The sequence below is a fragment of the Modicisalibacter sp. MOD 31.J genome, from assembly GCF_020147985.1.
In the GTDB taxonomy this organism is placed as follows: Bacteria; Pseudomonadota; Gammaproteobacteria; order Pseudomonadales; family Halomonadaceae; genus Modicisalibacter; species Modicisalibacter coralii.
In genome coordinates, this window is the sequence record NZ_JAGXFF010000003.1 from 144,183 (window position 1) to 168,129 (window position 23,947).

Sequence of the window (23,947 nt, forward strand, 5' to 3'; positions counted from 1 at the left end):
GGACGAGCGATCACGGGTTAGGGAAACACTGCACAAATGCCTGCACGGGCGAATCGCTGCGTTGCGCGGTGCTGGAACGCCAGCCCGGTCGGAATCCTCACATATACCCCATATGCTGCGGTTCCTGTGCGCCGGGCGCCTTGCGGCGTGGCGACGCCCGCTTCATCCCGCTCGCCTATTTGTTCAGCGTTTCCTTAGCGACAGGAGCCGCGCGCTCGTTCACAATCGGAAAGCATGGACGCGCAGATGGGAGACTCGATGACCGACTTTGCCCCGTTACAGGCATTGGGGCCGCTGGCGCCGGTGGATGACGTCCGGACACGCGCCCTGGCGGCGTACCTCGACCACTACCGACTGGCGCCGTTGCTCACCGACGCGATCGGCCTCTACGCCGGTTTCGTCGATGCCGACGACTACCGCCTCTGGGCCCAGGTCTGGAGCCCCGAGCGCCCGCGCGGCACGGCCTTCGTGGTCCATGGCTACTTCGATCATCTGGGACTCTATCGTCACCTGCTCGAACGGCTGCTGCAGCAGGGTTGGCGGGTAGTGCTCTGGGACCTGCCGGGGCACGGCCTGTCGAGCGGCGCGCGCGCCACCATCGACGATTTCGAGGAGTACGGCGCCTGCCTGCAGGCCCTGCAGCGGCACCTCGCCAGCCGGGACCTGGCACCGGGCCCCTGGGTGGGAATCGGCCAGAGCACCGGAGCGGCGATTCTCGCCACCGATGCACTGGGACGCGGGACGACGGCGCCCTGGGAGGCCCTGGTGCTGCTCGCCCCGCTGGTGCGCCCCTGGGGCTGGCCCCAGTCGAGCTGGTTGCACCGGCTGGCCAGTCCGTTCATCGACTCGATTCCGCGCCGTTATCAGCCCAATTCCAACGACGCCGACTTCGCCGCCTTCCTGCGCGACCGCGACCCGCTGCAACCCGACCGGCTGACGCTCACCTGGGTCACGGCGATGCGCCGCTGGATGGCGCACATGCTGGCCCTGCCGGCCAGCGAGCTGCCGGTGTTGATCCTGCAGGGCGAGCAGGACCTGACCGTCGACTGGACGTGGAACCTGGAGGTCCTGACCCGCAAGTTCCCGCGTGCCGAGGTGCATCGCCATCCCGAGGCGCGTCATCACCTGGTCAACGAGACCGAAGTGATCCGCGAGACGCTGTTTCGCGAGCTGGACACCTTCCTCGAGGGCTTCGCCGCCGTTCCCGCCCACCGCCATCACCCCTCGGTGACGCCATGAACCGACTGTTCGGCCTGACCGGCCTGTGTCTGATCCTGTTACTGGCCGGCTGTGCCGGCGATCCGCCGCACCCGAAGACCCCGCGTCAGGCGCTCTACGGCCTGGGCAACCGCGCCGCCGAGGCGACCATGGCGGCCCCCAACTGGCAGGTGCCGATCGACGAACGCGTGCTGCTGCTCGCGCCGCCCGACATCGACACCGGCCTGCCGTTCGACACCGAGCAGTTCCGCGAGACCCTGACCCGTGCCCTGCTCGCGCAGGACGGCGGCCCCCAGGTCCTCAACTGGACGCCCGATCAGGCCACCAATGCGATCCCCGACAATCAGTGGCTGCTCAAGAGCCGGCTGATCGCCGAAGGGCCGGCCCTGGCACTCTCCGACCGCCGCCTGCTGCCCTACCGGCTGGAACTCGACCTGCGCCGCCCCGGCGATACCCAGCCGCGCTGGCAATATCGGATCGATGGTGCCCTGGATGCCTCGGCGCTCTGAGCCCAACGGCCAGGCACGGGAGTTTTGCTCCGCCAAGCGCCCGGCGCCACAATGACCGCCCGAGTCCCAGCCCCAGGATGCGTTCAAGGAGCCGCCATGTCCCGTTACGCCCGCCATCTCTATCGCGAGGGCCCCGATAACCCGTTTCCCGGTCTCAAGGCGCTGGAACGCCGCCTGGGCCGCGCCATCCCCCACCGGCTGGGCTCCAACGAGGGCCTGGACATGCCGCACCGCGCGCTGACGGCGCGCTTCGGCGAAGCGGTGGCGGAGCTTGCCCGGGGCTATGGCGACGCCGAGGCGATGGGCGTGCGCGAACGCCTCTCCGCGGCGCTGGGCACTCCGCTGGCGTCGCTGCTCGTCGACGCCGGGGCCGACAGCCTGCTCGCCCTGGTGCTGCGCGCCACGACCGCGCCCGGCGAGCCGGTCGTCACCAGCGCCGGGACCTACCCCACCTTTCGTTATTTCGCCGAGGGCCAGGGGGCGAGCGTGGCCGAGGTCGCCTACCGCGAGGGCCCCGGCATGCTCGCCCCGGACCTCGACGCCCTGGCCGCCAGGGCCCATGACGAACGCGCCCGGCTGGTGTATCTGGCCAACCCCGACAATCCCGGCGGTCACCTCCACGACGACGCCGCGGTGCTGGCCCTGCGCGACGCCCTGCCGGCCGCTTGCACATTGCTGCTCGACGAGGCCTATCACGACTTCCGCGCCGACGCCGACTCGCCCGAGGCGGGCGCCGTCTGGCCCGGAGTGGTCCGCGTGCGCACCTTCTCCAAGGCACACGGCCTGGCGGGGTTGCGCATCGGTTACGCGATCGCCGAGCCCGAGACGCTGGCCATGCTGCACAAGGTGCGCATTCACTACGCCGTCTCCTCGCTGGCCCTGGCCGCGGCGGAAACCGTGCTCGACCACCCCGGGGAGACCCGCGAACACGTCGCCGCGGTGATCGACCGCCGCGAGCGCCTGACGGCCCGGCTGCGCGAATGCGGCGCCGATATGCCACCCAGCGCCACCAACTTCGTCACGGTGCGGCTGGGCGATGGCGAACTCGCGGCTCGGGTGCATCGTGAACTGCTCGAGGCGGGCAGCCTGGTGCACCGCCCCGCCCACCCGGCGCTGGGTCACGTGCTGCGCATCAGCACCCTGGAGGATGCCCTGGTGCCGGGGCGCCTGGCCGCCCTGACGACGGCCCTCGACGGCTGATCGCTCAGCCGTTCTGAGTCGTCCCGCCCAGCAGCAGCATCATCACGCCGCCGAGATAGCAGGCGATCACCGCCACGCTCTCGAAGCCGATCCGCCCCGGTCCCTGCTCCTGACGGCGGATCAGGCCCAGCATCAGGACCCCGGTCATCAACAGCGACAGGGCGATCCACAAGGCCACGTCGTCGGGGACGGCGTGATAGATCGAGCCCTGGCGGTAGGCGATATCGGAGGCGGCGGCGAACAGTGTATCGAAGGCGTTGCCGCCGATGATCCCGGCCACCGCCAGCGTCAGCGCGCCACGCCGTACGGCGGCGATGGAGGTCACCAGCTCGGGCAGCGAGGTAGCCACCGAGGTCAGCAATACCCCCACCGCCGCCTGGCTGAGACCGGTTTCCGTGCTGATCACGGTGGCACTGCGCTCGAGTAGCCAGCCGCTCACCCCCAGCGTCACCGCCATGGCCGCGAAGGACAGCCAGAGGGTCCGCAGCGAGCGCTGCAGCGCCTGCTGGTCGGGCTCGTCGAGGCGCGTCTCATGCGTCCGCGCCGGGCGCCACATCGGATTGACCTGGGCGCGCTGCACCAGCTTGAGGCCGAACAGATAGCCGATGAACAGCAGCGGCGTGATGGGGTGCACCTGCCACAGCGTCCACTCCGGGGAGAAGCGCCCGACCAGCAACAGCCCCAGCAGGCACACCAGCAGTCCGCACTGCATCAGGTTGCCGATCGACGCCGCGGCATGTTCGAGGTTCGCGCGCCGATGCGCCACGTCGGCGAGCGTCAGGAACAACGTCTGCACGGCGATCCCGCCGAGGGCGTTGCTCATCGCCAGTTCCGGCTGGTCGGCCAGCGCCGCCGACACCGACAGCACGATACCCGACAACGAGGTGGCCATGCCCAGCAGCACCGCCCCGGCGATCGCTTCGCCGAGGCCGGTACGGTCGGCCAGGTCGTCGACGATATGGGTCAACCGGGTGCCGACCACGCCGATGACCAGCGAGCAGGCGACGAACAGGCCGATGCTGACGGCGAGCGGCTGGGACTCGAGAAATGCGATCATCGTCCACCCCGCGTCGACGGGCAGCGCCGTGGCAACGGATGGACGGGACAAAAGGACAGCTTCATTCAGGCCTCCCTGGCCAAAAGATGCGGGATCGACGGGGCATCTACACGGGCGGCTGCTCGGGGCCGCCGCGCAGGCGATCGAGCTGACGGTAACCGATGGCCTCCATCAGTTGGCCGCGCCCGGGGCGCGCTTCGCCGGCCAGATCGGCCAGCGTCAGTGCCACGCGCAGTACCCGGTGGTAGGCGCGCGCCGAGAGCTTCAGCCGCGTCAGCACGTCGGCCAGCCAGGCCCGCTCGGCGTCCGGCAGCGCGCAGGCGGTCTCGAGTTCGGGGCCCGGCAGTTGCGCGTTGAGGTGACCGCGCTGGCGCTGGCGTTCGCGGGCGGCGAGCACCCGCTGGCGCACCACCTTGGAACTCTCGCCGCGCGTGTTGGCGGTGAGTTGATCGGGCGGCAGCGCCGGGACCTCGACCTGCAGGTCGATACGGTCGAGCAGCGGGCCCGAGAGTCGCGCCTGGTAGCGCTGGACCTGGGCCGGTGTACACACGCAGGCCTGACGCGGATCGCCGAGGTGTCCGCAAGGGCACGGATTCATGGCGGCAACGAGCTGGAACCGCGCCGGGAAACGGCGCTGGTGGCTGGCCCGGGCGATGTGGATCTGCCCGGACTCCAGCGGCTCGCGCATCACCTCGAGCACGCTGCGATCGAACTGCGGCAGTTCATCGAGAAACAGCACGCCCTGGTGGGCCAGCGAGATCTCGCCGGGCCGCGGTCGCGAGCCGCCACCGACCAGCGCCACCCCGCTGGCGGTGTGGTGCGGCGAGCGGAATGGCCGCCGGCCCCATTCGTCGAGCAGGTCCATGCCGCACACCGAACGGATCGCCGCGACCTCCAGCGCCTCGTCCGGCGACAGCGGCGGCAGGATGCCGGGCAGACGGCTGGCCAGCATGGTCTTGCCGGTCCCCGGCGGACCGGCGAACAGCAGGTTGTGTCCGCCAGCCGCGGCCACCTCGAGGGCGCGCCGGGCCTGGTGCTGGCCGCGCACGTCGGCGAGATCGGCGCCCGGCGTCTCGGGCAGGGGCGGCGGTGAGGCCCGGTGCGCCGCGAGCGGTGCCTGGTCGAGCAGATGCGCCACCACCGCCCCCAGGTGCGCCGCCGGCCAGACCGTCAACTCGCCGGCCAGCGCCGCCTCGTCGGCATTGGTCTCGGGCAGCAACAGCCCGCGCCCCGCGGCCTTGGCCGCCAGCGCCGCCGGCAGGACGCCGGTCACCGGGCGCAACCGCCCATCGAGAGCCAGTTCCCCCAGGCATTCCAGGCCGTCCAGCGCCGCGACGGGAATCTGCTCGGAGGCCACCAGAATGCCCAGGGCGATCGGCAGGTCGAAGCGCCCGCCCTCCTTGGGCAGGTCGGCGGGCGCCATGTTGACGGTGATCCGCCGTGTGGTGGGGAAGTCGAAGCCGGCATTGAGCAGCGCGCTGCGCACCCGCTCGCGGCTCTCGCGCACCGCCGTCTCCGGCAGGCCCACCAGGGTAAGCCCCGGCAGGCCGTTGGAGAGATGCACCTCGACCAGTACTTCCGGGGCCTCCAGCCCCAGGCCGGCCCGCGTCCTGATGATGGCTAATGCCATGCCCCCTCCTCGCCCGACGACGTTGCAGACAAGGCCCAGTGATACAGATCGTTACGGCGACTGCAAGCCGAGCCTCAGCGCTCGGCGGTGTCGTCCGCGTCGTCGCGAGGCGACTGGGGCGCGGCGTCCTCGGGCTCCGGCGCCGGCGGAGCCGCGGTGTCGGCGGCCACCGCCGCCGGAGAGGCCGGCACACTGCTGTCGGCATCGAGCGAGGCCTCGAGGGTGGCGACCTGCTTCTCCAGGGCCTCGACCCGGGCCCGGGTGCGCTGCAGCACGTCCATCAGGATGTCGAAGTCCTCACGGGTCACCAGCTCCATGCGGTCGAAGGCACCGCGCATCACGTTGTGCACGTTGCGCTGGATCTCCTCGGGCGCATGGGAGGCGTCCTGGAGCCGTTCGCCAAGCTGCTGGGCGAGGCGGCTGATACGGTCGTTGCTGATCATCGTACTCTCCATGACTGGCCTTGAATGGCATCGAGTGCAGCATACGCAACGCGCCCGCGTCACGCATGCCCCATTCTGGCGCAAGGCGCCGAGCGTGGAGCACCATAACGGTGCGCTGCAGTGCAGCATACGCGCCCATCATTGCGCTCGACTGTCACGCCAACCTCCCTAGTCCTCTGTTTTTCAAAAAAAACCCGGTGGGTGGCATGGCTTGCGCTATGGAGTCATCAGGCGCAAGCCGACAACGGGAGACTTAGGGATGAAACTCATCACCGCCATTATAAAACCATTCAAGCTCGACGATGTCCGGGAGGCGCTGGCCGACAATGGCGTCCAGGGCATCACCGTCACCGAGGTCAAGGGATTCGGACGCCAGAAGGGTCATACGGAGCTCTACCGCGGCGCCGAGTACGTCGTGGACTTCCTGCCCAAGGTGAAGATCGAGATCGCTGTCGACGACGACCGTGTCGAGAGCGTGCTGGAGGCCGTGAGCAAGGCCGCCAACAGCGGCAAGATCGGCGACGGCAAGCTGTTCGTCACACCGCTCGACGACGTCATCCGGATTCGTACCGGGGAACGCGGGGCCGACGCCGTTTGAACGGCGCGGGATAGGAGATAAACAATGAATGATCAAGTCGTGGAATTGTCCTACGCGCTCGACACCTTCTACTTCCTGGTGATGGGTGCCTTGGTAATGTGGATGGCGGCCGGTTTCGCCATGCTCGAAGCGGGGCTGGTGCGCGCCAAGAACACCACCGAGATCCTCACCAAGAACATCGTGCTGTACGCCATCGCCTGTACCATGTACCTGCTGATCGGCTACCACATCATGTACTCCAGCGACAGCGGCGGCTTCCTGCCGAACCTGGGCTTCTTGCTGGGTGCCGAGAACAGCGCCGACGACGTGCTCGGCAGTGGCGGCGACGTCTATTATTCGGCACGCTCCGACTTCTTCTTCCAGGTGGTGTTCGTCGCCACCGCGATGTCGATCGTCTCCGGCGCCGTGGCCGAGCGCATGAAGCTCTGGGCCTTCATGCTCTTCGCCGTGGTCATGACCGGCTTCATCTATCCGATCCAGGGCTACTGGAAATGGGGTGGCGGCTTCCTCGACGCGGCCGGTTTCCAGGACTTCGCGGGGTCGGGCGTGGTGCACCTGTGCGGTGCCACGGCGGCACTGGCGGGCGTCCTGCTGCTCGGCGCACGCAAGGGCAAGTACGGCAAGAACGGCGCGATCTACGCCATCCCGGGCTCCAACCTGCCGCTGGCCACGCTGGGTACCTTCATCCTGTGGCTGGGCTGGTTCGGCTTCAACGGCGGCTCCGAGCTGATGGTCTCCAACGTCGGCGAGGCCAACGCGGTCGCCCAGGTCTTCGTCAACACCAATGCCGCGGCCGCCGGTGGCGTGATCGCCGCGATCATCCTGGCCAAGATCTGGTTCCGCAAGGCCGACCTGACCATGGCCCTGAACGGTGCCCTGGCCGGCCTGGTCGCCATCACCGCCGAGCCGCTGGCCCCCACCGCCCTGGGCGCCACCCTGATCGGCGCGGTCGGCGGGCTGCTGGTGGTCGCGGCCATCGTCACCCTCGACAAGCTCAAGATCGACGATCCGGTGGGTGCCATCTCCGTGCACGGCGTGGTCGGTATCTGGGGCCTGATCGCGGTGCCCTTCTCCAACGGCGACGCCAGCTTCGGCGCACAGTTGCTGGGCATCGTCTCGATCTTCGTCTGGACCTTCGTCGCCAGCCTGGTCGTCTGGGGCATCATCAAGGCGGTCATGGGCCTGCGGGTCAGCGAAGAGGAAGAGTACGAAGGGGTCGACCTGGCCGAGTGCGGCATGGAGGCCTACCCCGAATTTACCGTCAGCGGCAACAAGTAAGACCGCCGACGAACCGAGTGAGCTGGCGTGCTCCCCTGACCCCCTTCGGGGGGTCTTTTTTATTCCCTCAGCGAGCGGTGTATGCTTTACGGCAAGGCATCGACGCAATACGGGGCCGCGCCGGACGGCGCGGCGAACCCGAACCCTAAGAGGCGAGGAGTATGACGATGAAACTGGTGACTGCCATCATCAAGCCGTTCAAGCTGGACGATGTCCGTGAGTCGCTCTCCGAGATCGGCGTGCAGGGCATTACCGTGACCGAGGTCAAGGGCTTCGGTCGCCAGAAGGGCCATACCGAGCTCTACCGCGGCGCCGAATACGTCGTCGACTTCCTGCCCAAGGTCAAGCTCGAGGTCGCCGTCGACGACAGCATGACCGACCAGGTCATCGAAGCGATCACCAGTGTCTCGAACACCGGCAAGATCGGCGACGGCAAGATCTTCGTCTCGCCGCTGGAGCAGGTGATCCGGATTCGCACCGGCGAGACCGGCAAGGACGCGGTCTAAAGCTGTAAGCTGTAAGCTGTAAGCTGTAAGCTGTAAGCTGTAAGCTGTAAGCTGTAAGCTGTAAGCAAAACAGTTTGATATCAGCTAGTTATAGAAAACCCCGCCGATGTATTTTACCGACGGGGTTTTCTTATAGCTTAAGGCTTAGAGCTTACAGCTATCCTTGCTTATTTCTCGACGAAGGCGCGTTCGATCACGTAGTCCCCCGGCTCGCCCATGCGCGGCGAGATCTTGAAGCCGACATCGTCGAGCAAGGCGCTGGTCTCGTCGAGCATCGCCGGGCTGCCGCAGATCATCGCCCGATCCTGCTTGGGGTCGAGCGGCGGCAGGCCGGTATCCTCGAACAGCTTGCCGCTGCGAATGTGATCGGTCAGGCGGCCCGTGGTGTGGAAATCCTCGCGGGTCACCGTCGGGTAGTAGACCAGCTTCTCGCTGATCTCGTCGCCGAGATACTCGTGCGCCGGCAGATCCTGGCTGATGAAGTCGGCGTAGGCGAGTTCACTGACGTTGCGCACGCCGTGGATCAGCACGACCTTCTCGAAGCGCTCGTAGACTTCGGGGTCCTGGATCAGGCTCATGAACGGCGCCAGGCCGGTCCCGGTGGACAGCATGTAGAGGTTGCGCCCCGGCAGCAGGTCGTCGGTGACCAGGGTCCCGGTGGGCTTGCGGCTGACCATGATCTGGTCGCCGACCTCGAGATGCTGCAACCGCGAGGTCAACGGGCCGTCGGGCACCTTGATGCTGAAGAACTCGAGGTGGTCCTCGTAGTTGGGGCTGGCGATCGAGTAGGCACGCACCAGCGGCTTGCCCTCCACCTCCAGGCCGATCATCACGAACTGGCCGTTCTTGAAGCGCAGGCTGCGCTCGCGGGTGGTCCGGAAACTGAACAGCGTGTCGTTCCAGTGGTGGACGCTCAGCACTTCTTCCAGGGCAAACTTGCTCATGTGGGCCTCCAAGAATATTCCATTAGCGCATAAAGGCGCGCCAAGTTTCTTTGAAGGTATTCTAAGACGCCCTCGAATATCTGTTAAATGGGTTGTCTGGATAACGGTTATCGATAACATTGATATCGAATGCCTGCCGGAACCCCATCATGCGCTATACCCTGCGCCAGCTCGAAGTCTTCGTCGCCGTCGCCCAGCATCAGAGCGTGTCGCGCGCCGCCCGCGAGCTGGCCCTCTCGCAGTCGGCGGCGAGCACCGCGCTGGCCGAGCTGGAGCGCCAGTTCGACTGTCGGCTGCTCGACCGCATCGGCAAGCGCCTCAAGCTCAATGCCCTGGGCTTCCAGTTGCTGCCCAAGGCAGTGGCCCTGCTCGATCGCGGCGAGGAGATCGAAGAGCTGCTGCGCGGCCAGCGCGGGATCGGCTCCCTCGACGTCGGCGCCACCCTGACCATCGGCAACTACCTGGCAACATTGCTGATCAGTGACTTCATGCAGCGCCACCCGGGCAGCCGGGTGCGCCTGCACGTGCGCAACACCGCCTCGATCGTCGAGCGCATCGTCCACCACGAGCTGGACCTGGGGCTGATCGAGGGCGACTGCCAGCACGAGGACGTGGTGATTCAGCCCTGGGTCGAAGACGAACTGACGGTGTTCTGCGCACCGCACCACCCGCTGGCCAGCGCCGGCGAGGTGGGGCTCGACCAGTTGCTGCGCGAGTCGTGGATCATGCGCGAACAGGGCTCGGGCACCCGCCTGACGCTGGAACAGGCCACCCGCCATCGCCGCGGGCGCTTCAACATCCTGCTCGAGCTGGAGCACACCGAGGGCATCAAGCGCGCCGTGGAGTCGGGGCTGGGCATCGGCTGCGTCTCGAACCTGGCGCTGCGCGACGCCTTTCGTCGTGGCAGCCTGGTGCCGCTCGCCACGCCGCAGCTCGACCTCAAGCGTCAGTTCGCCTTCATCTGGCACCGCCACAAGTATCTGAGTACCGGCATGCGTGAATTCCTGCGCTTGTGTCAGCAGATGACCGAGGGCATTCAACGCAGCGATCAGATCGAGCTGCCCAGCGTGCCCTAGTCTCTCCACCGTCCGTGTAGCGACCTTGACGCCAGGCAAGCCTGGGCGGATCCGCCGCACCTGTGCGGTACAGCGGCGTTTACTTTTAGAATATTATGAATACATACAGTTACAAAAACACACCATGAGAGACCTCTGCCCGGATCATGGCCGCGACTCGCCGCCAGGGCCGGGAACCGGGCCCGCCCCTGGCGCAGACGGCCCCGTTGAAGAAACGGAGATCATCGTGTACGACGAGACATCCCTGTCCGGCATGAAAAGTCCATCCGACGACCCACAGGCGATCACCGCCCGGCACCTGCGCGAGCAGCTCGATCAGGTCGTCACCGCTCTGGAACAAAGCCCCGCGGCTACCGCGATCACCGACGCGCACGGCATCATAACCTTCGTTAATCGACGCTTCGAGGCCGTGACCGGCTATTCGCGCGACGAGTCGATCGGGCAGGCCCTGACGGCGCTGTCCGACGGCAACAGCGAACGGCCCACCCTCGCCGCCGGACACGAGTGGCGCCGGGAAGGACTCAGCCGGCGCAAGAACGGCGAGCCGTACTGGTCAGCGGAGACCATCGCACCGGTGCGCGATGCCTCGGGTACGACCCTTTACTACGTCGTGGTCAAGGAAGACATCAGCGAACGCAAACGCCAGGAGACCCAGCTCCGACTGATGGCCATCGTCTTCGAGACCGGCCAGGCGGCCCTGATCACCGACGCCGAGATGCGCATCGAACGCGTCAATCAGGCCTTCACCGATATTACCGGTTATGCCGCCGAGGACGTGCTGGGGCAAACGCCCCGACTGTTCAAGTCCGATCGTCACGACCGCACCTTCTACACCGACCTGTGGCGAACGCTGCTGGCCACCGGCCACTGGCAGGGCGAAATCTGGAATCGCAACAAGGCCGGCGAGATCTACCCGGTCTGGCAGGCAATCACCGCCGTTCCCGACGCCGACGGGCGTATCCGGCATTATGTCTCGGTCTTCCACGACATCAGCGAACGCAAGACCCTCGAGCGGGAACTCGAGGCGCAGGCCAGCCACGATCACCTGACCGGCCTCGACAACCGCCGCGCCTTCGATGCCGCGCTGGCCCGCGAGATCACTGCCGCCAGGCGGCAAGACTCGCCACTTCACCTGCTGGTCTTCGACATCGATCACTTCAAGACGATCAACGACACCCGTGGGCACGAAACCGGCGACCGACTGCTTTGCGAACTGGGCAAAACCGTGCGTCAATGCCTGCGTCAGAAAGACCGACTCGCGCGCTGGGGCGGCGACGAGTTCACCATCCTGTTACCGGACACGGCGCGGGACGGCGCGCAACGGCTCGCCGAGCGCGTTCGCGCGCAGATTGCCGCCAGCGATTTCTCGGGTATATCGATCACCGTGAGTCTGGGACTGACAGCGCTTCTCGCCGATGACGACGCCGGACGGCTGTTCGCCCGTGCCGACGAGGCGCTCTATCGCGCCAAGCGCGACGGACGCAACCGCCTGGTCATCCTCGACGCGCCACCGCCAGGGGCCGCGCCGGAACCAGGCCATGAATGATCCGAAAGGTTGCGGGACAATACCCGTCTCCGATTCCAAGCCAGGAACTCCCTGAATGCGCAAGACCTCATCCGGCCCCGAACGGCCGGCACATGCCGCGCCGGCCGTGACGTCCGACGCCAGCGACGCGCGCCCCGCGTCGCGGGTCTTCGAACAGGCCAACCAGGCGATGCTGATCACCGACCCCGAGGGCCGGATCACCGACGTCAACCCGGCGCTGCTGCGGCTCACCGGGTTCACCCGCGAGGCCCTGCTCGGCCAGGCCTCCGACGAGCTGATCGTGACCCTCAAGAACGCCCCCGGCAGCGGCGCTTCGCTCTCCCAGGGCCGGGATCACGGCTTCGGCGAAGTGACCTACCGCAACCGTCAGGGACGTATCTATCCCGCCCTGCTGTCGGTCAGCCGCGTGCGCGGCGATCAGGGCCACCTTTCCCATCATGTGCTGGCGCTGTCCGACCTGACCCTGCTCAGCAGTCATTCCCAGCACGCCAGCCGGGAGGTCTACTTCGATGCCCTCACCGGACTGCCCAATCATCACCTGCTGACGCGGCTGATCCACGAGTCGATGCAGCACTCGCGACGCAGCGGCCAGCCGGTGACGCTGTGCGCCCTGGACATCGATCACTTCAAGGCGATCAACGACCGCCTCGGCCACGCTACCGGCGACATCCTGCTCACCCTGTTCGCCCGGCGCCTGAGCAGTCTGCTCCAAGGCGACGACGTGCTCTCGCGGCTCGGTGGCGACGAGTTCGCCCTGCTGCTGCATCGGCCGGCCGATGACGGTTACTTCGACACCCTGCTGGCGGCGATTCGCCAGCCGCTGTGGATCGACGGGCATCGCCTGCAGATCACCGCCAGCCTGGGCATCACCTTCTACCCCAGCGACGACGTCGAGGACGATCTGCTGCTGCGCCATGCCACCCAGGCGATGTACCGCGCCAAGCAGAGCGGCCGCGACGGCTATCACCATTTCGACCCCCGCCATGACCGCAAGCAGCAGATCCGCCAGGCCCGCCGCCAGCGTTTCGAGCAGGCGCTGCGCCAGGGGGAGTTGACGCTGTATTACCAGCCGCAGGTCAACATGGCCGACGGCCGAGTGGTCGGCGCCGAGGCGCTGATCCGCTGGCAGCATCCCGACAGGGGCCTGCTGCTGCCGGGCAGCTTCCTACCGTTGATCGAGGGCACGCCGCTAGAGATCGAAACGGGCGAATGGGTCATCGAGCAGGCCCTGAGTCAACTGCAACGCTGGCGTGACGACGGGATCATGCTGCCCGTGCACATCAACATCAGCCCCACCCACCTGCTCACGACGGATTTCATCGAGCGCCTCGTTGCCCGGCTCGCCCGCTATCCCGACGTCCCCGCCGGCCATCTCAAGCTGGAAGTGCTGGAAACCGCCGCCATGCACGACACTCAGGCCGCGCTCAGCGCCATCTCTGAGTGTCAGCGCCTGGGCATCGACATCGCCATGGACGACTTCGGCACCGGCTTCTCGTCGCTGACCTATCTGCGCCAGTTGCCGGTCGACCTGATCAAGATCGACCAGAGCTTCGTGCGCGGCATGCTCGACGACCCCGACGACATGGCGATCGTCGAGAGCGTGATCTACATGGCACAGCGCTTCGGTCGGCCGATGCTCGCCGAAGGCGTGGAGACCCTCGACCACGCCCAGGCCTTGCTGCATCGCGGCTGCCAACTGGCACAGGGTTTCGGTATCGGCCGGCCGATGCCCGCCGAACGTCTCGCCACCTGGCTGACCCACTGGCCCTCGCGCAGCGGCTGGAGCCGCCTGGGTGAGACGCTGCAGGAGCCAACGGACTCGAAGTGAGCGATTACTCACAAACCCAGACGAAACGCACCCTTTCCAGTTCGCGTTCGCCGTCCCAGCGGTAGGCGCACAGCTTGCGACCGCCGACGGCGTCGCCGCGCGCGGCGATGCTGTAGTCGAGGCAGGCGATATGATCGGTCAGCGGCGCCGGCTCGCCGCTCAGCCAGTAGTGGCCGACGAACAGCGGTTTCTCGGCGTCGTAGCCGGGCAGGATATCCGCCGGCAGCGGCTCGTGGGGGATGGCGGCGATCGCCTCCGGCGGCACCAGCGCCAGCTGACGGTAGGTCACGCTCTCCAGATCCCACCATCGGGCACGCACCCGCCGTCGCGGGTTGCCGTCCTTGTCGGAGAATTCACTGCCCGCCGGCAGCACGACCTCCAGGCCCTTGATCAGGGTCTCCAGCGCCTCAAACCCCGGCTCGCCCTCTCGCGACAGGGCCGGCCAGGCCGCCGGACGAATGCGCCGTTCGGCATCGAGATAGGGGGCGATGGCGGTGAGCGACGCGGGGTCCCAGCAGGCATGGATCACCCGCAATCCCGGCAGATCGAGATACAGCGGCAGGCTTCGGAACCAGTCGATCCAGGCGTGATGCCGCGCCGACCCCTCGCCGACCTGATCGAGAAACGCCTGGTGCTGACCGCGATTGCGCGCACTGTGGCGTCGCAGCGGCACGCCCGGCGTCGCCGGGTCCTCGCTGGCCCAGGCCACGGCGTTGTATTCGTGGTTGCCCATCACCGCCAGCCCCTGCCCCGCATCGATCATGCCGCGGGCGATGCGCAGCGTTTCGAGCTGCTCGGGGCCGCGGTCGATGAAGTCGCCGAGGAAGATCACCCGGCGCGAGGGATGCCGCCAGACACCGTCGTGCTCGGCGTAGCCGAGTCGGGTCAGCAGTCGCTTGAGCGGTGTCGCGTAACCGTGGATATCGCCGATCAGGTCGTACATGAGGCTCCTCGTGAGATAGCGATCGATCTTGTCAGTCTCTCACGTCGGCGCGACGTGGCCCGCCATTCGTCGACGTCGACCCGGCGACAATCCCTGTTTTCGATCCCCGGGCGGACACGGAACCTTCATCGGACAAGCATTGTCAGCCGATGTAAACTGCCCTATAAATAAGCGTTCGCTATCCAAACCCCGCCTGCCATGATGCCCGCGACCGCACGCCATGAACGAAGAGACCGAGCCGCGCCCCTGCCGTGCCATGAACCACGCCCTGGCTGCAGTGATCTACTGATATGCCACGCATAGCATTGGGCAAGGCGATACGCAGCGTACGCAAGGCACACAGATTGACCCTGGCGGATGTCGCGGAGCGGACCGGCTCGCATGTCGGCAACCTGTCCCGCCTCGAACGCGGGCTCGCCCAGCCCAGCCTGGATCTCCTCTACCGCCTTTCCCGGGCGCTGGAATGCCCGCTCTCCGAACTCTTCATCCTCGCCAGCAGCGATCCCGGGGATGCTCAGCTCATCGAACTCAGCGCGATCTATCGAACGCTCAACGAAAGCGAGCGCAAGATCCTGCTCGATTTCGCCCGCCTGATCCCCAATCACGAGTCCATCCGGTAATCGCCGACGACGGCGTCAGCCCCTCAGCACCTCGAGGATCCCGGCGGTCATCTGCGCAAGCGCCAGTTGCCGCGTGACCGCACCGCGCAGGTAGGCTTCGCGGGGCATGCCGTAGACCACGCTGCTGGCCTCGTCCTGGCCCAGGGTGGCGGCGCCGGCCCGGTGCATCTCCAGCAGGCCCTCGGCGCCGTCGTCGCCCATGCCGGTGAGGATCACGCCGATCGCATTGCTGCCGGCGTAGCGCGCCGTGGAGCGAAACAGCACATCGACCGACGGTCGGTGGCGACTGACCAGCGGGCCGTCACGCAGTTCCACGTAATAGCGGGCCCCGCTGCGCTTGACCAGCATGTGGCGGTTGCCCGGCGCGATCAGCGCATGGCCGCGTAACAGCGAATCCCCATCTTCGGCCTCCTTGACGTTGATCCGGCAGAGCTGGTCCAGGCGGTTGGCGAACGAGCGCGTGAACCCCTCCGGCATGTGCTGGACGATGGCGATGGCCGGGCAGTTGGCCGGCATCGCCTGCAGCACTTCACGGATCGCCTCGGTGCCGCCGGTCGAGGCGCCGATGGCCACGATCGTCTCCGTGGTCCGGGCCATCGCCGCGTGCCCCGACGCCGGCAGAATGGCATCGGCAGTGTAGCGGGGTTCGGACGTCGACTTGAAGGCGGGCAGCTTGCGAACCCGCGCCTGGGCCGCGGCCCTGACCGCATCGACGATGCGCGTGCGGGACTCCTCGAAGAAGCGACGGGTGCCGAGGGTGGGCTTGGTGATGATGTCCACCGCGCCGGCTTCGAGCGCGCGGATCTGGGTTTCCGAGCCCGCTCCCACCAGCGACGAGCAGATCACCACGGGGATCGGATGCTGGGCCATCAGCTTGCGCAGGAAGGTCACCCCGTCCATGCGCGGCATCTCCACGTCCAGCGTGATCACGTCCGGCTTGCAGTGGCGCAGCTTGTCCACCGCCACGTAGGGATCGGATGCCGTTGCCACCACCGCGATGTCCGGCGCCGCGTCGAGAATCTCCGACAGGCTTTGTCGAACCAGGGCGGAGTCATCCACTACCAGTACCTTGATCATCCCAGTCTTCCGCCCTTCAGGTCAGTTTGCGATATACCGTGGGCACGACCGGCTCGAAGCCCTCGCGCGCGCCGCCGAGACTCTCCGAGTGGCCGATGAACAACAGCCCGCCGGGCTGCAGGGCGTCGCGCAGCCCGGCGATCACCCGCTGGCGATCGGCGTCGCCGAAGTAGATCATCACGTTGCGACAGAAGATCACGTCGTGACGCGGCTTGCCGGGGTATTGGCCGGTAATCAGATTGAACGTCGAGAAACGCACCACCGAGCGCAGTTCGGGGCCCATCTTGATGACCCCGCGCTGCGGATCGCGGCTGCGCAGGAAGTAGCGCCGCCGGTAGACCTCGGCGACCGGCTCGATGCGCGGCGCGGGGTAACAGGCCCGGCGCGCCGTCTCGAGCACCGACGGCGCGATATCGGTGGCCTCGATACGAAAATCGAAGCCCGTGAGCTCGGCCTGCAGCTCGCGCAGCACGATCGCCAGCGTGTAGGGCTCCTCGCCGGTCGAGCAGGCCGCGCTCCAGACCGACAGGGGGCGCGCCCAGCCGATCTCACGTCGCGGCGCGAGGACATGCCGCACATGATCCGCCAGCGCCTGAAAATGCGCGGGCTCGCGAAAGAAGTCGGTCTTGTTGGTGGTGAGGGCGTCCACCAGCCACAGCGGCTCGGCCGCCTGCGCCCCCGCCGGCGACAACGCGAAGTCCAGATAGCCCTGGAGCGTGGCCTGGCCGATGGCGCGCTGGCGCTTGCGCAGGCGCACCTCGATCAGGTGGCGCTTTTGCGTCGGCAGGCGGATCCCCGCCTGGCGTTCGACGAAATGCGCCACCCGCCGATGATCGGCGGGTGACAACCCCTCGTCGCCACCGTTCATGGGTCGCCCGCCGCCTCGGCACTCATGGCCGTCGAACGCGCCTCCCAACCATCGCCGTCCCGCTCGAGTACCGCTTGCAGCTCCGCCGAGGCAAAGATCCGCGAGAGACTCAGCAGGACCACGAAGCCCGCCTCCTGACGGACGATGCCCTGGATGAAGTCGCTGTCGATGCGTGTGCCGATCCGCGGCGGCGCACTGACCTCGTCCGGATCGATCTCGACCACTTCCTGGACACGATCGGCCAGCACGCCGAGCAGCGTCCTCTCGCCGTCGATGTCCACATGCAGGATGATGATGCAAGTGTCCACCGTCGGCTCGGCCCGCTGCATGGCGAAGTGACGGCGCAGATCGACCACCGGTATCACCTTGCCGCGCAGGTTGATCACGCCCAGCATGAAGTCGGGGGTGCGGGGTACCGGCGTCACCGCCCGGTACTCGATCACCTCCTGGATGTCGTGGATCTCCACGCCGAACCCTTCATCGTCGAGCACGAAGGTCAGGACCTGGAAACCACCCGCGGCCGGCGACATGTCGTTACGCGTTTCCATGGCACACCTCAGTAGCGGACGAAGCCATCGTCGCCGTCCAGGTCGATCGACACGCCGTCCCCGGCCAGGGCCGGCTGCCGGGCCGCCGAGCGCGATACCGGGCTTTTCGACGCCTGCCGGTCCGCCACGGATGCCTTGCCGGTCGACTCGTCGGCGGCCTTCGCCGGCCGCTTGGTGGTCGTGGCCGCCCGCTCGTCGATCCTAAAGAAGCCAATGGTGGCGTTCATCTGCTCGGCCTGAGCGGAGAGCTCCTCGGAAGTCGCCGCCATTTCCTCGGCCGAGGCGGCGGACTGCTGGACCACCTGATCGAGCTGCTGCAGGGCCTTGTTGATCTCGCCGGCGCCCTTGTCCTGTTCGACGGAGGCGGCACTGATTTCCTGAACCAGTTCCGAGGTACGCTGGATGCCGGGCACCAGCGCGGCCAGCATCTCGCCCGCCCGCTCGGAGACGCCCAGGCTGTCGCGCGACAGCTCGACGATCTCGCCGGCGGCCTTCTGGCTGCGCTCGGCCAGCTTGCGTACCTCGGCGGCCACCACCGTGAAGCCCTTGCCGTGCTCGCCGGCACGTGCCGCCTCGATGGCCGCGTTCAACGCCAGCAGGTTGGTCTGCCGGGCGATCTCCTCGATGATGCCGATCTTCTCGGCGATGTGCTGCATCGCCGATACCGACTGGTGCACCGCGTCCCCCGAGGCCTGGGCGTCCTGCGCCGCCTGACGGGCGATCTGCTCGGTCTGGCGGGCATTGTCGGCGGTCTGCGAGACGTTGGCGCTCATCTCCTCCATCGACGAGGAGACCTCCTCGAGCGACGCCGCCTGTTCGGTGGCCCCCTGGGCGATCTGCTGGCCGGTGCTGCTCAGTTGCATGCTGCCCGCGGCCACGTTGCCGGAAGCCTCCTTGATGTCGCTGACGATCTCGCGCAACCGGGCGTTCATGTTGCGCAGCACGCCGTAGAGATCGCTGTCGCTGACCCTGGCGTCGAAACGCTGGTCGAGGTTGCCCTCGCCGATCTGCGTGGCGAGGCGACTCACCAGGTTGATGCGCCGGATCACCAGGATGGCGACGAGCAGCCCGATGACCAGCGCCGCACCCAGGATCGTCAGCAACTGGTTGCGGGCCGTCTGGTAATTGCGGGCCGCCTGCTCGGTGGCCGCTGCCATGGCGGCATCACTCATGTCACGCACATGCCGCAGGCGCGACTCGGCCTCGTCCAGCGCCACGCTGGTCTCGGACTCCATGAGGGCGTTGGCCTGACGGGTCGCCTCGATGACCGCCTCCGGCGTCGCCCCCGCCGCTTCGGTGAGCCGGGCGATGTCGAGCACCCGGTCGATCGAGCGCTGATAATCGGCGTGGGCCGCATCGAAGGCACTGATCGCCTGGTCCCCGTCGTCGGTCGTCAGGTCGGCGAGTTCATCGCGATACGTCTCGAGCCTGGTCTGAGCCGCCTTGAGCTGCTCGAGCACCGCCTCCTTGCGCGCCGGCGTCTTGGCCAGCACGTAGTTCTTGGCCAGACGATCCTTTTCCAGCAGGTAGGCACGCATCTGGCCCGACAGCCGGACCTGCTGCGCCGGGCCTTGAACCGTGTCGTCGAGCCGCTGCTGGGCCCTCTCCAGGGCATGCAGCCCCATGTAGCTGGTCGTGGCCAGCAGCGCCAGTAGTACGAAAAAGCCGGTATACAGCAATGTCTTGATGGTGATGCGATTCATCGTGCTCGCCCTTCGTTGGAATTCTTCATCGACCGCGGTCAGGCCGGGTCTCCGCAAACAGTTCCGCGACATCCAGGATCATGGCGATCTCGCCGTTCCCCATGATGGTTGCCCCCATGACGCCCGGTGTCCCCTGATAGAGTCGCCCCAGGCCCTTGATCACGGTCTGGAAATGACCGATCACCGCATCCACCGTCAGGCCGAGGAACGCCTCGCCCACCCTGACGACGACACTCTGTTCGATGGCCGGCGCGGGACCGGCCACCGCGAAGTGCTCGCGCAGCCGCAGGCAGGGCATGAGGCTCCCGCGGTGCTCCACCAGCCTCACGCCACCGCGCTGACCGGCGGCTTCACCGGTGGTCTCGATGCACTCCTCGACGACGCTCAGCGGTACCACGTAACGGCGCTCGTCCACCGCCACCATCAATCCATCGATGATCGCCAGGGTCATCGGCAGCTCGATGCGCACCGTGGTGCCCTCGCCGGGCCGGCTGTCGATGGTCACCCGGCCCTGCAGGCTCTCGATGGAGCTCTTGACCACGTCCATGCCCACGCCGCGGCCGGAGACGTCGGATACCCGCGCGGCGGTCGAGAAGCCCGGCTCGAAGATCAACTGATGGATCTCGTGCTCGTCGAGCGGGGTATCCGCGCGTACCAAGCCCTGCTCGACGGCCTTGGCCAGAATGCGCGCACCGTCCAGCCCCGCACCGTCGTCACCGAGGGTGATGATCACCCGGCCCTGCTGGTGCCCCGCGGCCAGCCGCAGCGTGCCGCGCGCCGGCTTGCCGGCCGCCACCCGTGCCTCGGGAGACTCGATGCCATGGTCGAGACTGTTGCGCAGGAGATGCACCAGCGGGTCGCCCAGGCGATCGAGCATCAGCTTGTCGAGCTCGGTGTCGGCGCCGTCGGTTTCCAGTACCACGTCCTTGCCCAGTTCCCGGGACAGGTCGCGCACCAGGCGCCGGAAGCGGCCGAACGTCGAGCCGATCGGCAACATGCGAATGTCGAAGGCGGTATCGCGCAGCCCGGTGGTCAACCGGCTCATCTCCTCGGCCAGCTCGTCGAGGGCCTCGTCCTCGCGCTCGAGACCGAGTTGCTCGAGCCGCGCCTGGAGAATCACCAGTTCGGCGACCTGATCGAGCAGGCTGTCCAGCTTGCCCTGCGGCACCTTGACGGTCGGCTCGCTGGACGGCGCCGGGCTCTTGCCGCCTGGCGCGGGGCCGCCCTCGCCCGCGTGCGCCGGGGCCCCGGCCGCCGGCACACCGGATTCGACCGCCGGCACCGCCAGGGCGCCGCGCAGGGCCTCCCGTGCCGCCGCCGACAGGGCACCCTCGGCGACCAGGAGCTCGGTCATCGCGTCCAACGCCTCGCCATCGAGCGCCTCGATGGTGATCCGCCAGTCGTCCGCGACGAAGATGAAGACGTCATCCAGGCTCTCGCGGGGGGCATCGGTGACCAGCAGCACCCGACTGGTCAAATGGCAACGCTCGGGGTCGAAGGCGTCGGGGTCGAACGCGTCGCTCAGCGTGGTGACGGCATGGCACTCGCCGAGCCCACTCAGCTCGCGCAGCACCGGTAACGGATCGAAGCCGTCGGCAAAGGCCTCGGCGGACGGCGCGATGCGCAGCGCGTAGGCCGTCGGCCGTCCCTGGTCATCGGCGGCCGCCTCCGCCGCTGCGGGCTGCGCCCGAGCCTCGCCCATCAGCGCCAGGAACCGTGCCTGCAGCCGTGCGCTGGTGGCCAGCTGTCCGGCGTCGGGCTCGGGGTCGACCAGCAGCGTCTCGATGTGGTCGCGGGACTCCAGCACCAGACTGATCGCCTCGGGGCCGAGCGAGAGACGCGCGTTGCGGACCTCGTCGAAGAGGGTTTCCAGGTGATGCGTGAACGCCGAGAGGTGGTCGAAACCCACCATCCCCGCCGCCCCCTTGATGGTGTGCATGGCGCGAAACGCCAGGACGATCTGTTCGGCGTCGCCAGGCCGCACCTCGAGTTCGAGCAGGGCCGTCTCCAGCACCTGGAGATGCTCGTGGGCCTCGTCGCGAAAGACCGCTGCCGGATCAATCATCGCTCACCTCACACGGCTCGCCGGGTGCCGACAGTCGATGGCTGACTCCCAGACACGCCAGACACTCGCTGACCAGGGCGTTGCCCCCGGTCAGCGTCAGGCGACGGCCGATGCTTTCCAGCCGGGCCTGCAGCGCCAGCAGCCACTGGATACCGGCGCCATCCAGTTCGCGGACGGCGCTCACGTCCACCCGCCAGTCGCCGGCGGCCGGGTCGAGCGATCCGATGTCCCGCTCCAGCGCCGCGACGTCGTAGATGGTCAGCGCCGCCGGCGCCTGCCAGTCACGCGGGGTCGTCGTCTGTGCTTCCACCCTGCACCTCGCCTCAGGCCAGTTTCGCCACGGCCGCGAGCAGCACGTCGGGCTTGAAGGGCTTGACCAGCCAGGCCTTGGCACCGGCCGCCTTGCCTTCCTGCTTCTTGGCTTCCTCGGACTCGGTGGTCAGCATCAGCACCGGTGTGAAGCGGTAGGCCGGCTTCTGCTTGAGCTCACGCACGAAGCCGATACCGTCCAGGTTGGGCATGTTGACGTCGCAGACCACCAGGTTGAGCTTGCCGCCATCGAGCTTGTTCAGGGCATCGCGACCGTCGACGGCCTCGATCACCGAATGCCCGGCACCGCGCAGCGCCATGCCCACCACCTGGCGCACGGAAGCGGAATCGTCGACGACCAGAATCGTTTTGCTCATGGGTTCATCCCTCTCAGAAGAAAGTCAGTTCACTTGCCGTGTCTTGGGTCTCGTCCGGGGCGCCCGACTCGGTCGTCAGGACCCGGCGTTCGAAATCGGTGGTCGCGCGCCGGCTCATGCGCTCGCGCAGACTGGCCAGGCGTGCCGCCAGCGCGTCGCTCGGTTCGTCGACGGTCGGGCACAGCGCCGTGCCCAGGTCGTCCATCGCCTGGGTGGTGTGGTCCAGCACCTGACTGAGATGATCCTGGAATTGCAGCTTGACGATGACCTCGTTGACCTGGGCCTCGATGTCCGATCTGACGCGCATCAGTGCCTGGGCATCCTCGGCCATGCTCTCGGCCCGGCGGGTCACGTTGTGCGTCGCCTCGCCGATGGTGCGCTGGTTGTGCTCGCGGGACTCGCGGGACAGTTCGACGTTGCGCTGGACTTGCTCGACGACCGTCTGGATACGCCCGTTGACCCGGGCGACGGTATCGTGCACCTGATCGCCCGCCTCCGCGGAGCGGATCGCCAGGTTACGAACCTCGCCGGCGACCACCGCGAAGCCGCGCCCCGCCGCGCCCGCTCTCGCCGCTTCGATGGCGGCGTTGAGCGCCAGCAGCTTGATCTGCAGGGCGATGTCACGAATCTCCCCGGACAGCCCCACCAGGGCCGCGTTCTGTTCGGCCAGGTCGCCGATCAACTGCAGGGTCTCGGCATCCCGCACCGCGGAGGCGTCCAGTGACGCCCAGAGTTCCCCGAACGCCTGCTGCGTGGTGGCGGTCACCGCCTGCAGGGCGTGCTGCTTGGCCTGCATGTCGGTTTCGTCGCCGGCATTGAGCGCCACGTCGAGCTGCTGATGCATGGCATCGAAGTGACGCGCCAACGAGGTGACGGCCTCTTCCATGCTGCCGCGCCCGCCCTCGATGACGCTCGTCCACAGCGGGAGAAGCTCGGCCGTCGAGTCGACGAGCAGCCCCTGGCGGCGCAGGGTCTCGGCGGTCACCACGCCAAGCTCGCTACTCAACCGCTGACGCCCGGTACCGGGCAGACGCCGCCAGACCCGGCGGACGACGGCCGTCACCCCGACCACGACAACCGCCAACGGCACCGCCGCCGCCAGGGCGAGCAGCACGCGCCCCGTGGCCAGCAGCGCGGCGACGACCGGCAACAGGAGCAGCAAGGCGCCCAGCGCCAGCCCGGCACGGGCCAGTGTGCCTTGAAGCAGGGGAAGCGCGGCCGCCCCATCGTGTTTCGCGTGTCTCGCCATGTTTCCCAACCCCGTTCCTGCTCGTTGTGCTGTGTAGTTTCGGCATCGCGGTTGCCGGCGATTCCTTCCGGCGCCCGGAAGTGGAAGCCCCCCGACCGGCGCATCTTCCGGGGACAAGACTCCATCGGCACGATCCGTCGCCGATTTAGCGCTACAGGCATAATTCCCTAAGAAAAATGTGACCTGGCTCAACCTTTTTCGAATGAAACAATCCGTGACGAAAGCCTCACATAGCCTGACAATGGGCATTATCCGGGCAACTCACGGCCATTCGCTCAGCCCTGACGACCCGCTTTCCTTTATGCCTGACAAGCATTTACCGACAGCCGAAGCGATCGGGCCAGCGTCGCTCGAC

23 protein-coding genes are annotated in these 23,947 nt (G+C 67.4%); 10 read left to right on the top strand and 13 right to left on the bottom strand.

Annotated elements, in window-relative coordinates; genetic code table 11:
• Nucleotides 1-258: 258 nt before the first annotated feature.
• The 3 genes from KGR00_RS11300 (at nt 259) to KGR00_RS11310 (ending at nt 2,927) form a co-directional block, all read left to right on the top strand.
• Nucleotides 259-1,239, top strand: coding sequence for an alpha/beta hydrolase (locus tag KGR00_RS11300; protein WP_129141014.1), 981 nt, complete (start codon nt 259-261; stop codon nt 1,237-1,239).
• On the top strand, nt 1,236-1,727 hold the full coding sequence (locus KGR00_RS11305; protein WP_224418594.1) for a hypothetical protein: 492 nt from the start codon (nt 1,236-1,238) through the stop codon (nt 1,725-1,727). The genes KGR00_RS11300 and KGR00_RS11305 overlap by 4 nt, the downstream gene beginning before the upstream one ends.
• Nucleotides 1,728-1,823: 96 nt before the next feature.
• The gene (locus KGR00_RS11310; protein WP_224418593.1) at nt 1,824-2,927 is read left to right on the top strand and encodes an aminotransferase class I/II-fold pyridoxal phosphate-dependent enzyme; all 1,104 of its coding nucleotides are present in this window, start codon (nt 1,824-1,826) and stop codon (nt 2,925-2,927) included.
• A gap of 4 nt (nt 2,928-2,931) precedes the next feature.
• Here the strand turns inward: KGR00_RS11310 and KGR00_RS11315 are convergent, their stop codons facing one another.
• The 3 genes from KGR00_RS11315 to KGR00_RS11325 form a co-directional block, all read right to left on the bottom strand.
• Nucleotides 2,932-3,984, bottom strand: coding sequence for a sodium:calcium antiporter (locus KGR00_RS11315; protein ID WP_224418592.1), 1,053 nt, complete (start codon nt 3,982-3,984; stop codon nt 2,932-2,934).
• A 106-nt stretch (nt 3,985-4,090) separates the two neighbouring features.
• Nucleotides 4,091-5,614 (bottom strand): YifB family Mg chelatase-like AAA ATPase, encoded by a 1,524-nt coding sequence (locus tag KGR00_RS11320; RefSeq protein ID WP_224418591.1) that lies wholly within the window; start codon nt 5,612-5,614, stop codon nt 4,091-4,093.
• Nucleotides 5,615-5,688: 74 nt separating this feature from the next.
• The gene (locus tag KGR00_RS11325) at nt 5,689-6,057 is read right to left on the bottom strand and encodes an accessory factor UbiK family protein (RefSeq protein ID WP_224418590.1); all 369 of its coding nucleotides are present in this window, start codon (nt 6,055-6,057) and stop codon (nt 5,689-5,691) included.
• Nucleotides 6,058-6,316: 259 nt separating this feature from the next.
• On the opposite strand from KGR00_RS11325, the gene KGR00_RS11330 reads away from it, so the two are divergent.
• The 3 genes from KGR00_RS11330 to KGR00_RS11340 all read left to right on the top strand — a co-directional run bounded on the left by KGR00_RS11330 (nt 6,317) and on the right by KGR00_RS11340 (nt 8,439).
• Entirely contained in the window at nt 6,317-6,655 is a 339-nt protein-coding gene (locus KGR00_RS11330; protein ID WP_129141008.1) for a P-II family nitrogen regulator, read from the top strand.
• 24 nt (nt 6,656-6,679) lie between these two features.
• Entirely contained in the window at nt 6,680-7,933 is a 1,254-nt protein-coding gene (locus tag KGR00_RS11335; RefSeq protein ID WP_224418589.1) for an ammonium transporter, read from the top strand.
• Nucleotides 7,934-8,100: 167 nt separating this feature from the next.
• Nucleotides 8,101-8,439, top strand: coding sequence for a P-II family nitrogen regulator (locus KGR00_RS11340; RefSeq protein ID WP_129141006.1), 339 nt, complete (start codon nt 8,101-8,103; stop codon nt 8,437-8,439).
• A 167-nt stretch (nt 8,440-8,606) separates the two neighbouring features.
• Here KGR00_RS11340 and KGR00_RS11345 read toward each other — a convergent pair whose 3' ends face one another.
• The gene (locus KGR00_RS11345; protein ID WP_129141005.1) at nt 8,607-9,383 is read right to left on the bottom strand and encodes a ferredoxin--NADP reductase; all 777 of its coding nucleotides are present in this window, start codon (nt 9,381-9,383) and stop codon (nt 8,607-8,609) included.
• 149 nt (nt 9,384-9,532) lie between these two features.
• Here KGR00_RS11345 and KGR00_RS11350 point away from each other — a divergent pair, with 149 nt between their 5' ends.
• The 3 genes from KGR00_RS11350 (at nt 9,533) to KGR00_RS11360 (ending at nt 13,833) form a co-directional block, all read left to right on the top strand.
• Nucleotides 9,533-10,459: a LysR family transcriptional regulator gene (locus KGR00_RS11350; protein ID WP_129141004.1), complete on the top strand. Its 927-nt coding sequence runs from the start codon at nt 9,533-9,535 to the stop codon at nt 10,457-10,459.
• A gap of 226 nt (nt 10,460-10,685) precedes the next feature.
• Complete coding sequence (locus KGR00_RS11355; RefSeq protein ID WP_224418588.1) at nt 10,686-12,005, top strand: diguanylate cyclase; 1,320 nt, start codon at nt 10,686-10,688, stop codon at nt 12,003-12,005.
• A 55-nt stretch (nt 12,006-12,060) separates the two neighbouring features.
• Nucleotides 12,061-13,833: a GGDEF domain-containing phosphodiesterase gene (locus KGR00_RS11360; RefSeq protein ID WP_224418587.1), complete on the top strand. Its 1,773-nt coding sequence runs from the start codon at nt 12,061-12,063 to the stop codon at nt 13,831-13,833.
• A gap of 4 nt (nt 13,834-13,837) precedes the next feature.
• Here the strand turns inward: KGR00_RS11360 and KGR00_RS11365 are convergent, their stop codons facing one another.
• On the bottom strand, nt 13,838-14,776 hold the full coding sequence (locus KGR00_RS11365; protein ID WP_129141002.1) for a metallophosphoesterase: 939 nt from the start codon (nt 14,774-14,776) through the stop codon (nt 13,838-13,840).
• Nucleotides 14,777-15,066: 290 nt separating this feature from the next.
• On the opposite strand from KGR00_RS11365, the gene KGR00_RS11370 reads away from it, so the two are divergent.
• Entirely contained in the window at nt 15,067-15,396 is a 330-nt protein-coding gene (locus KGR00_RS11370) for a helix-turn-helix transcriptional regulator (protein WP_129141001.1), read from the top strand.
• Between the two features lie 15 nt (nt 15,397-15,411).
• On the opposite strand, the gene KGR00_RS11375 is transcribed toward KGR00_RS11370, so the two are convergent.
• From KGR00_RS11375 to KGR00_RS22430, 8 genes are read right to left on the bottom strand one after another with little or no spacing between them, the layout of a single operon-like run.
• Nucleotides 15,412-16,473: a chemotaxis response regulator protein-glutamate methylesterase gene (locus KGR00_RS11375; RefSeq protein WP_129141000.1), complete on the bottom strand. Its 1,062-nt coding sequence runs from the start codon at nt 16,471-16,473 to the stop codon at nt 15,412-15,414.
• 16 nt (nt 16,474-16,489) lie between these two features.
• Nucleotides 16,490-17,341 carry a CheR family methyltransferase gene (locus KGR00_RS11380; RefSeq protein ID WP_129140999.1) on the bottom strand — a complete coding sequence of 284 codons (852 nt, stop codon included), beginning with the start codon at nt 17,339-17,341 and terminating at the stop codon, nt 16,490-16,492.
• Nucleotides 17,338-17,889, bottom strand: coding sequence for a chemotaxis protein CheW (locus KGR00_RS11385; protein WP_129140998.1), 552 nt, complete (start codon nt 17,887-17,889; stop codon nt 17,338-17,340). The genes KGR00_RS11380 and KGR00_RS11385 overlap by 4 nt, the downstream gene beginning before the upstream one ends.
• A gap of 8 nt (nt 17,890-17,897) precedes the next feature.
• Entirely contained in the window at nt 17,898-19,592 is a 1,695-nt protein-coding gene (locus KGR00_RS11390) for a methyl-accepting chemotaxis protein (protein ID WP_203234908.1), read from the bottom strand.
• 25 nt (nt 19,593-19,617) lie between these two features.
• The gene (locus KGR00_RS11395; protein WP_224418586.1) at nt 19,618-21,657 is read right to left on the bottom strand and encodes a chemotaxis protein CheA; all 2,040 of its coding nucleotides are present in this window, start codon (nt 21,655-21,657) and stop codon (nt 19,618-19,620) included.
• Nucleotides 21,650-21,967: an STAS domain-containing protein gene (locus KGR00_RS11400; RefSeq protein ID WP_224418585.1), complete on the bottom strand. Its 318-nt coding sequence runs from the start codon at nt 21,965-21,967 to the stop codon at nt 21,650-21,652. Before KGR00_RS11400 ends, KGR00_RS11395 begins: the two co-directional genes overlap by 8 nt.
• A gap of 13 nt (nt 21,968-21,980) precedes the next feature.
• Nucleotides 21,981-22,343 (bottom strand): response regulator, encoded by a 363-nt coding sequence (locus KGR00_RS11405; protein WP_129141802.1) that lies wholly within the window; start codon nt 22,341-22,343, stop codon nt 21,981-21,983.
• Nucleotides 22,344-22,356: 13 nt separating this feature from the next.
• Entirely contained in the window at nt 22,357-23,592 is a 1,236-nt protein-coding gene (locus KGR00_RS22430; RefSeq protein WP_162500919.1) for a methyl-accepting chemotaxis protein, read from the bottom strand.
• Between the last annotated feature and the right edge of the window lie 355 nt (nt 23,593-23,947).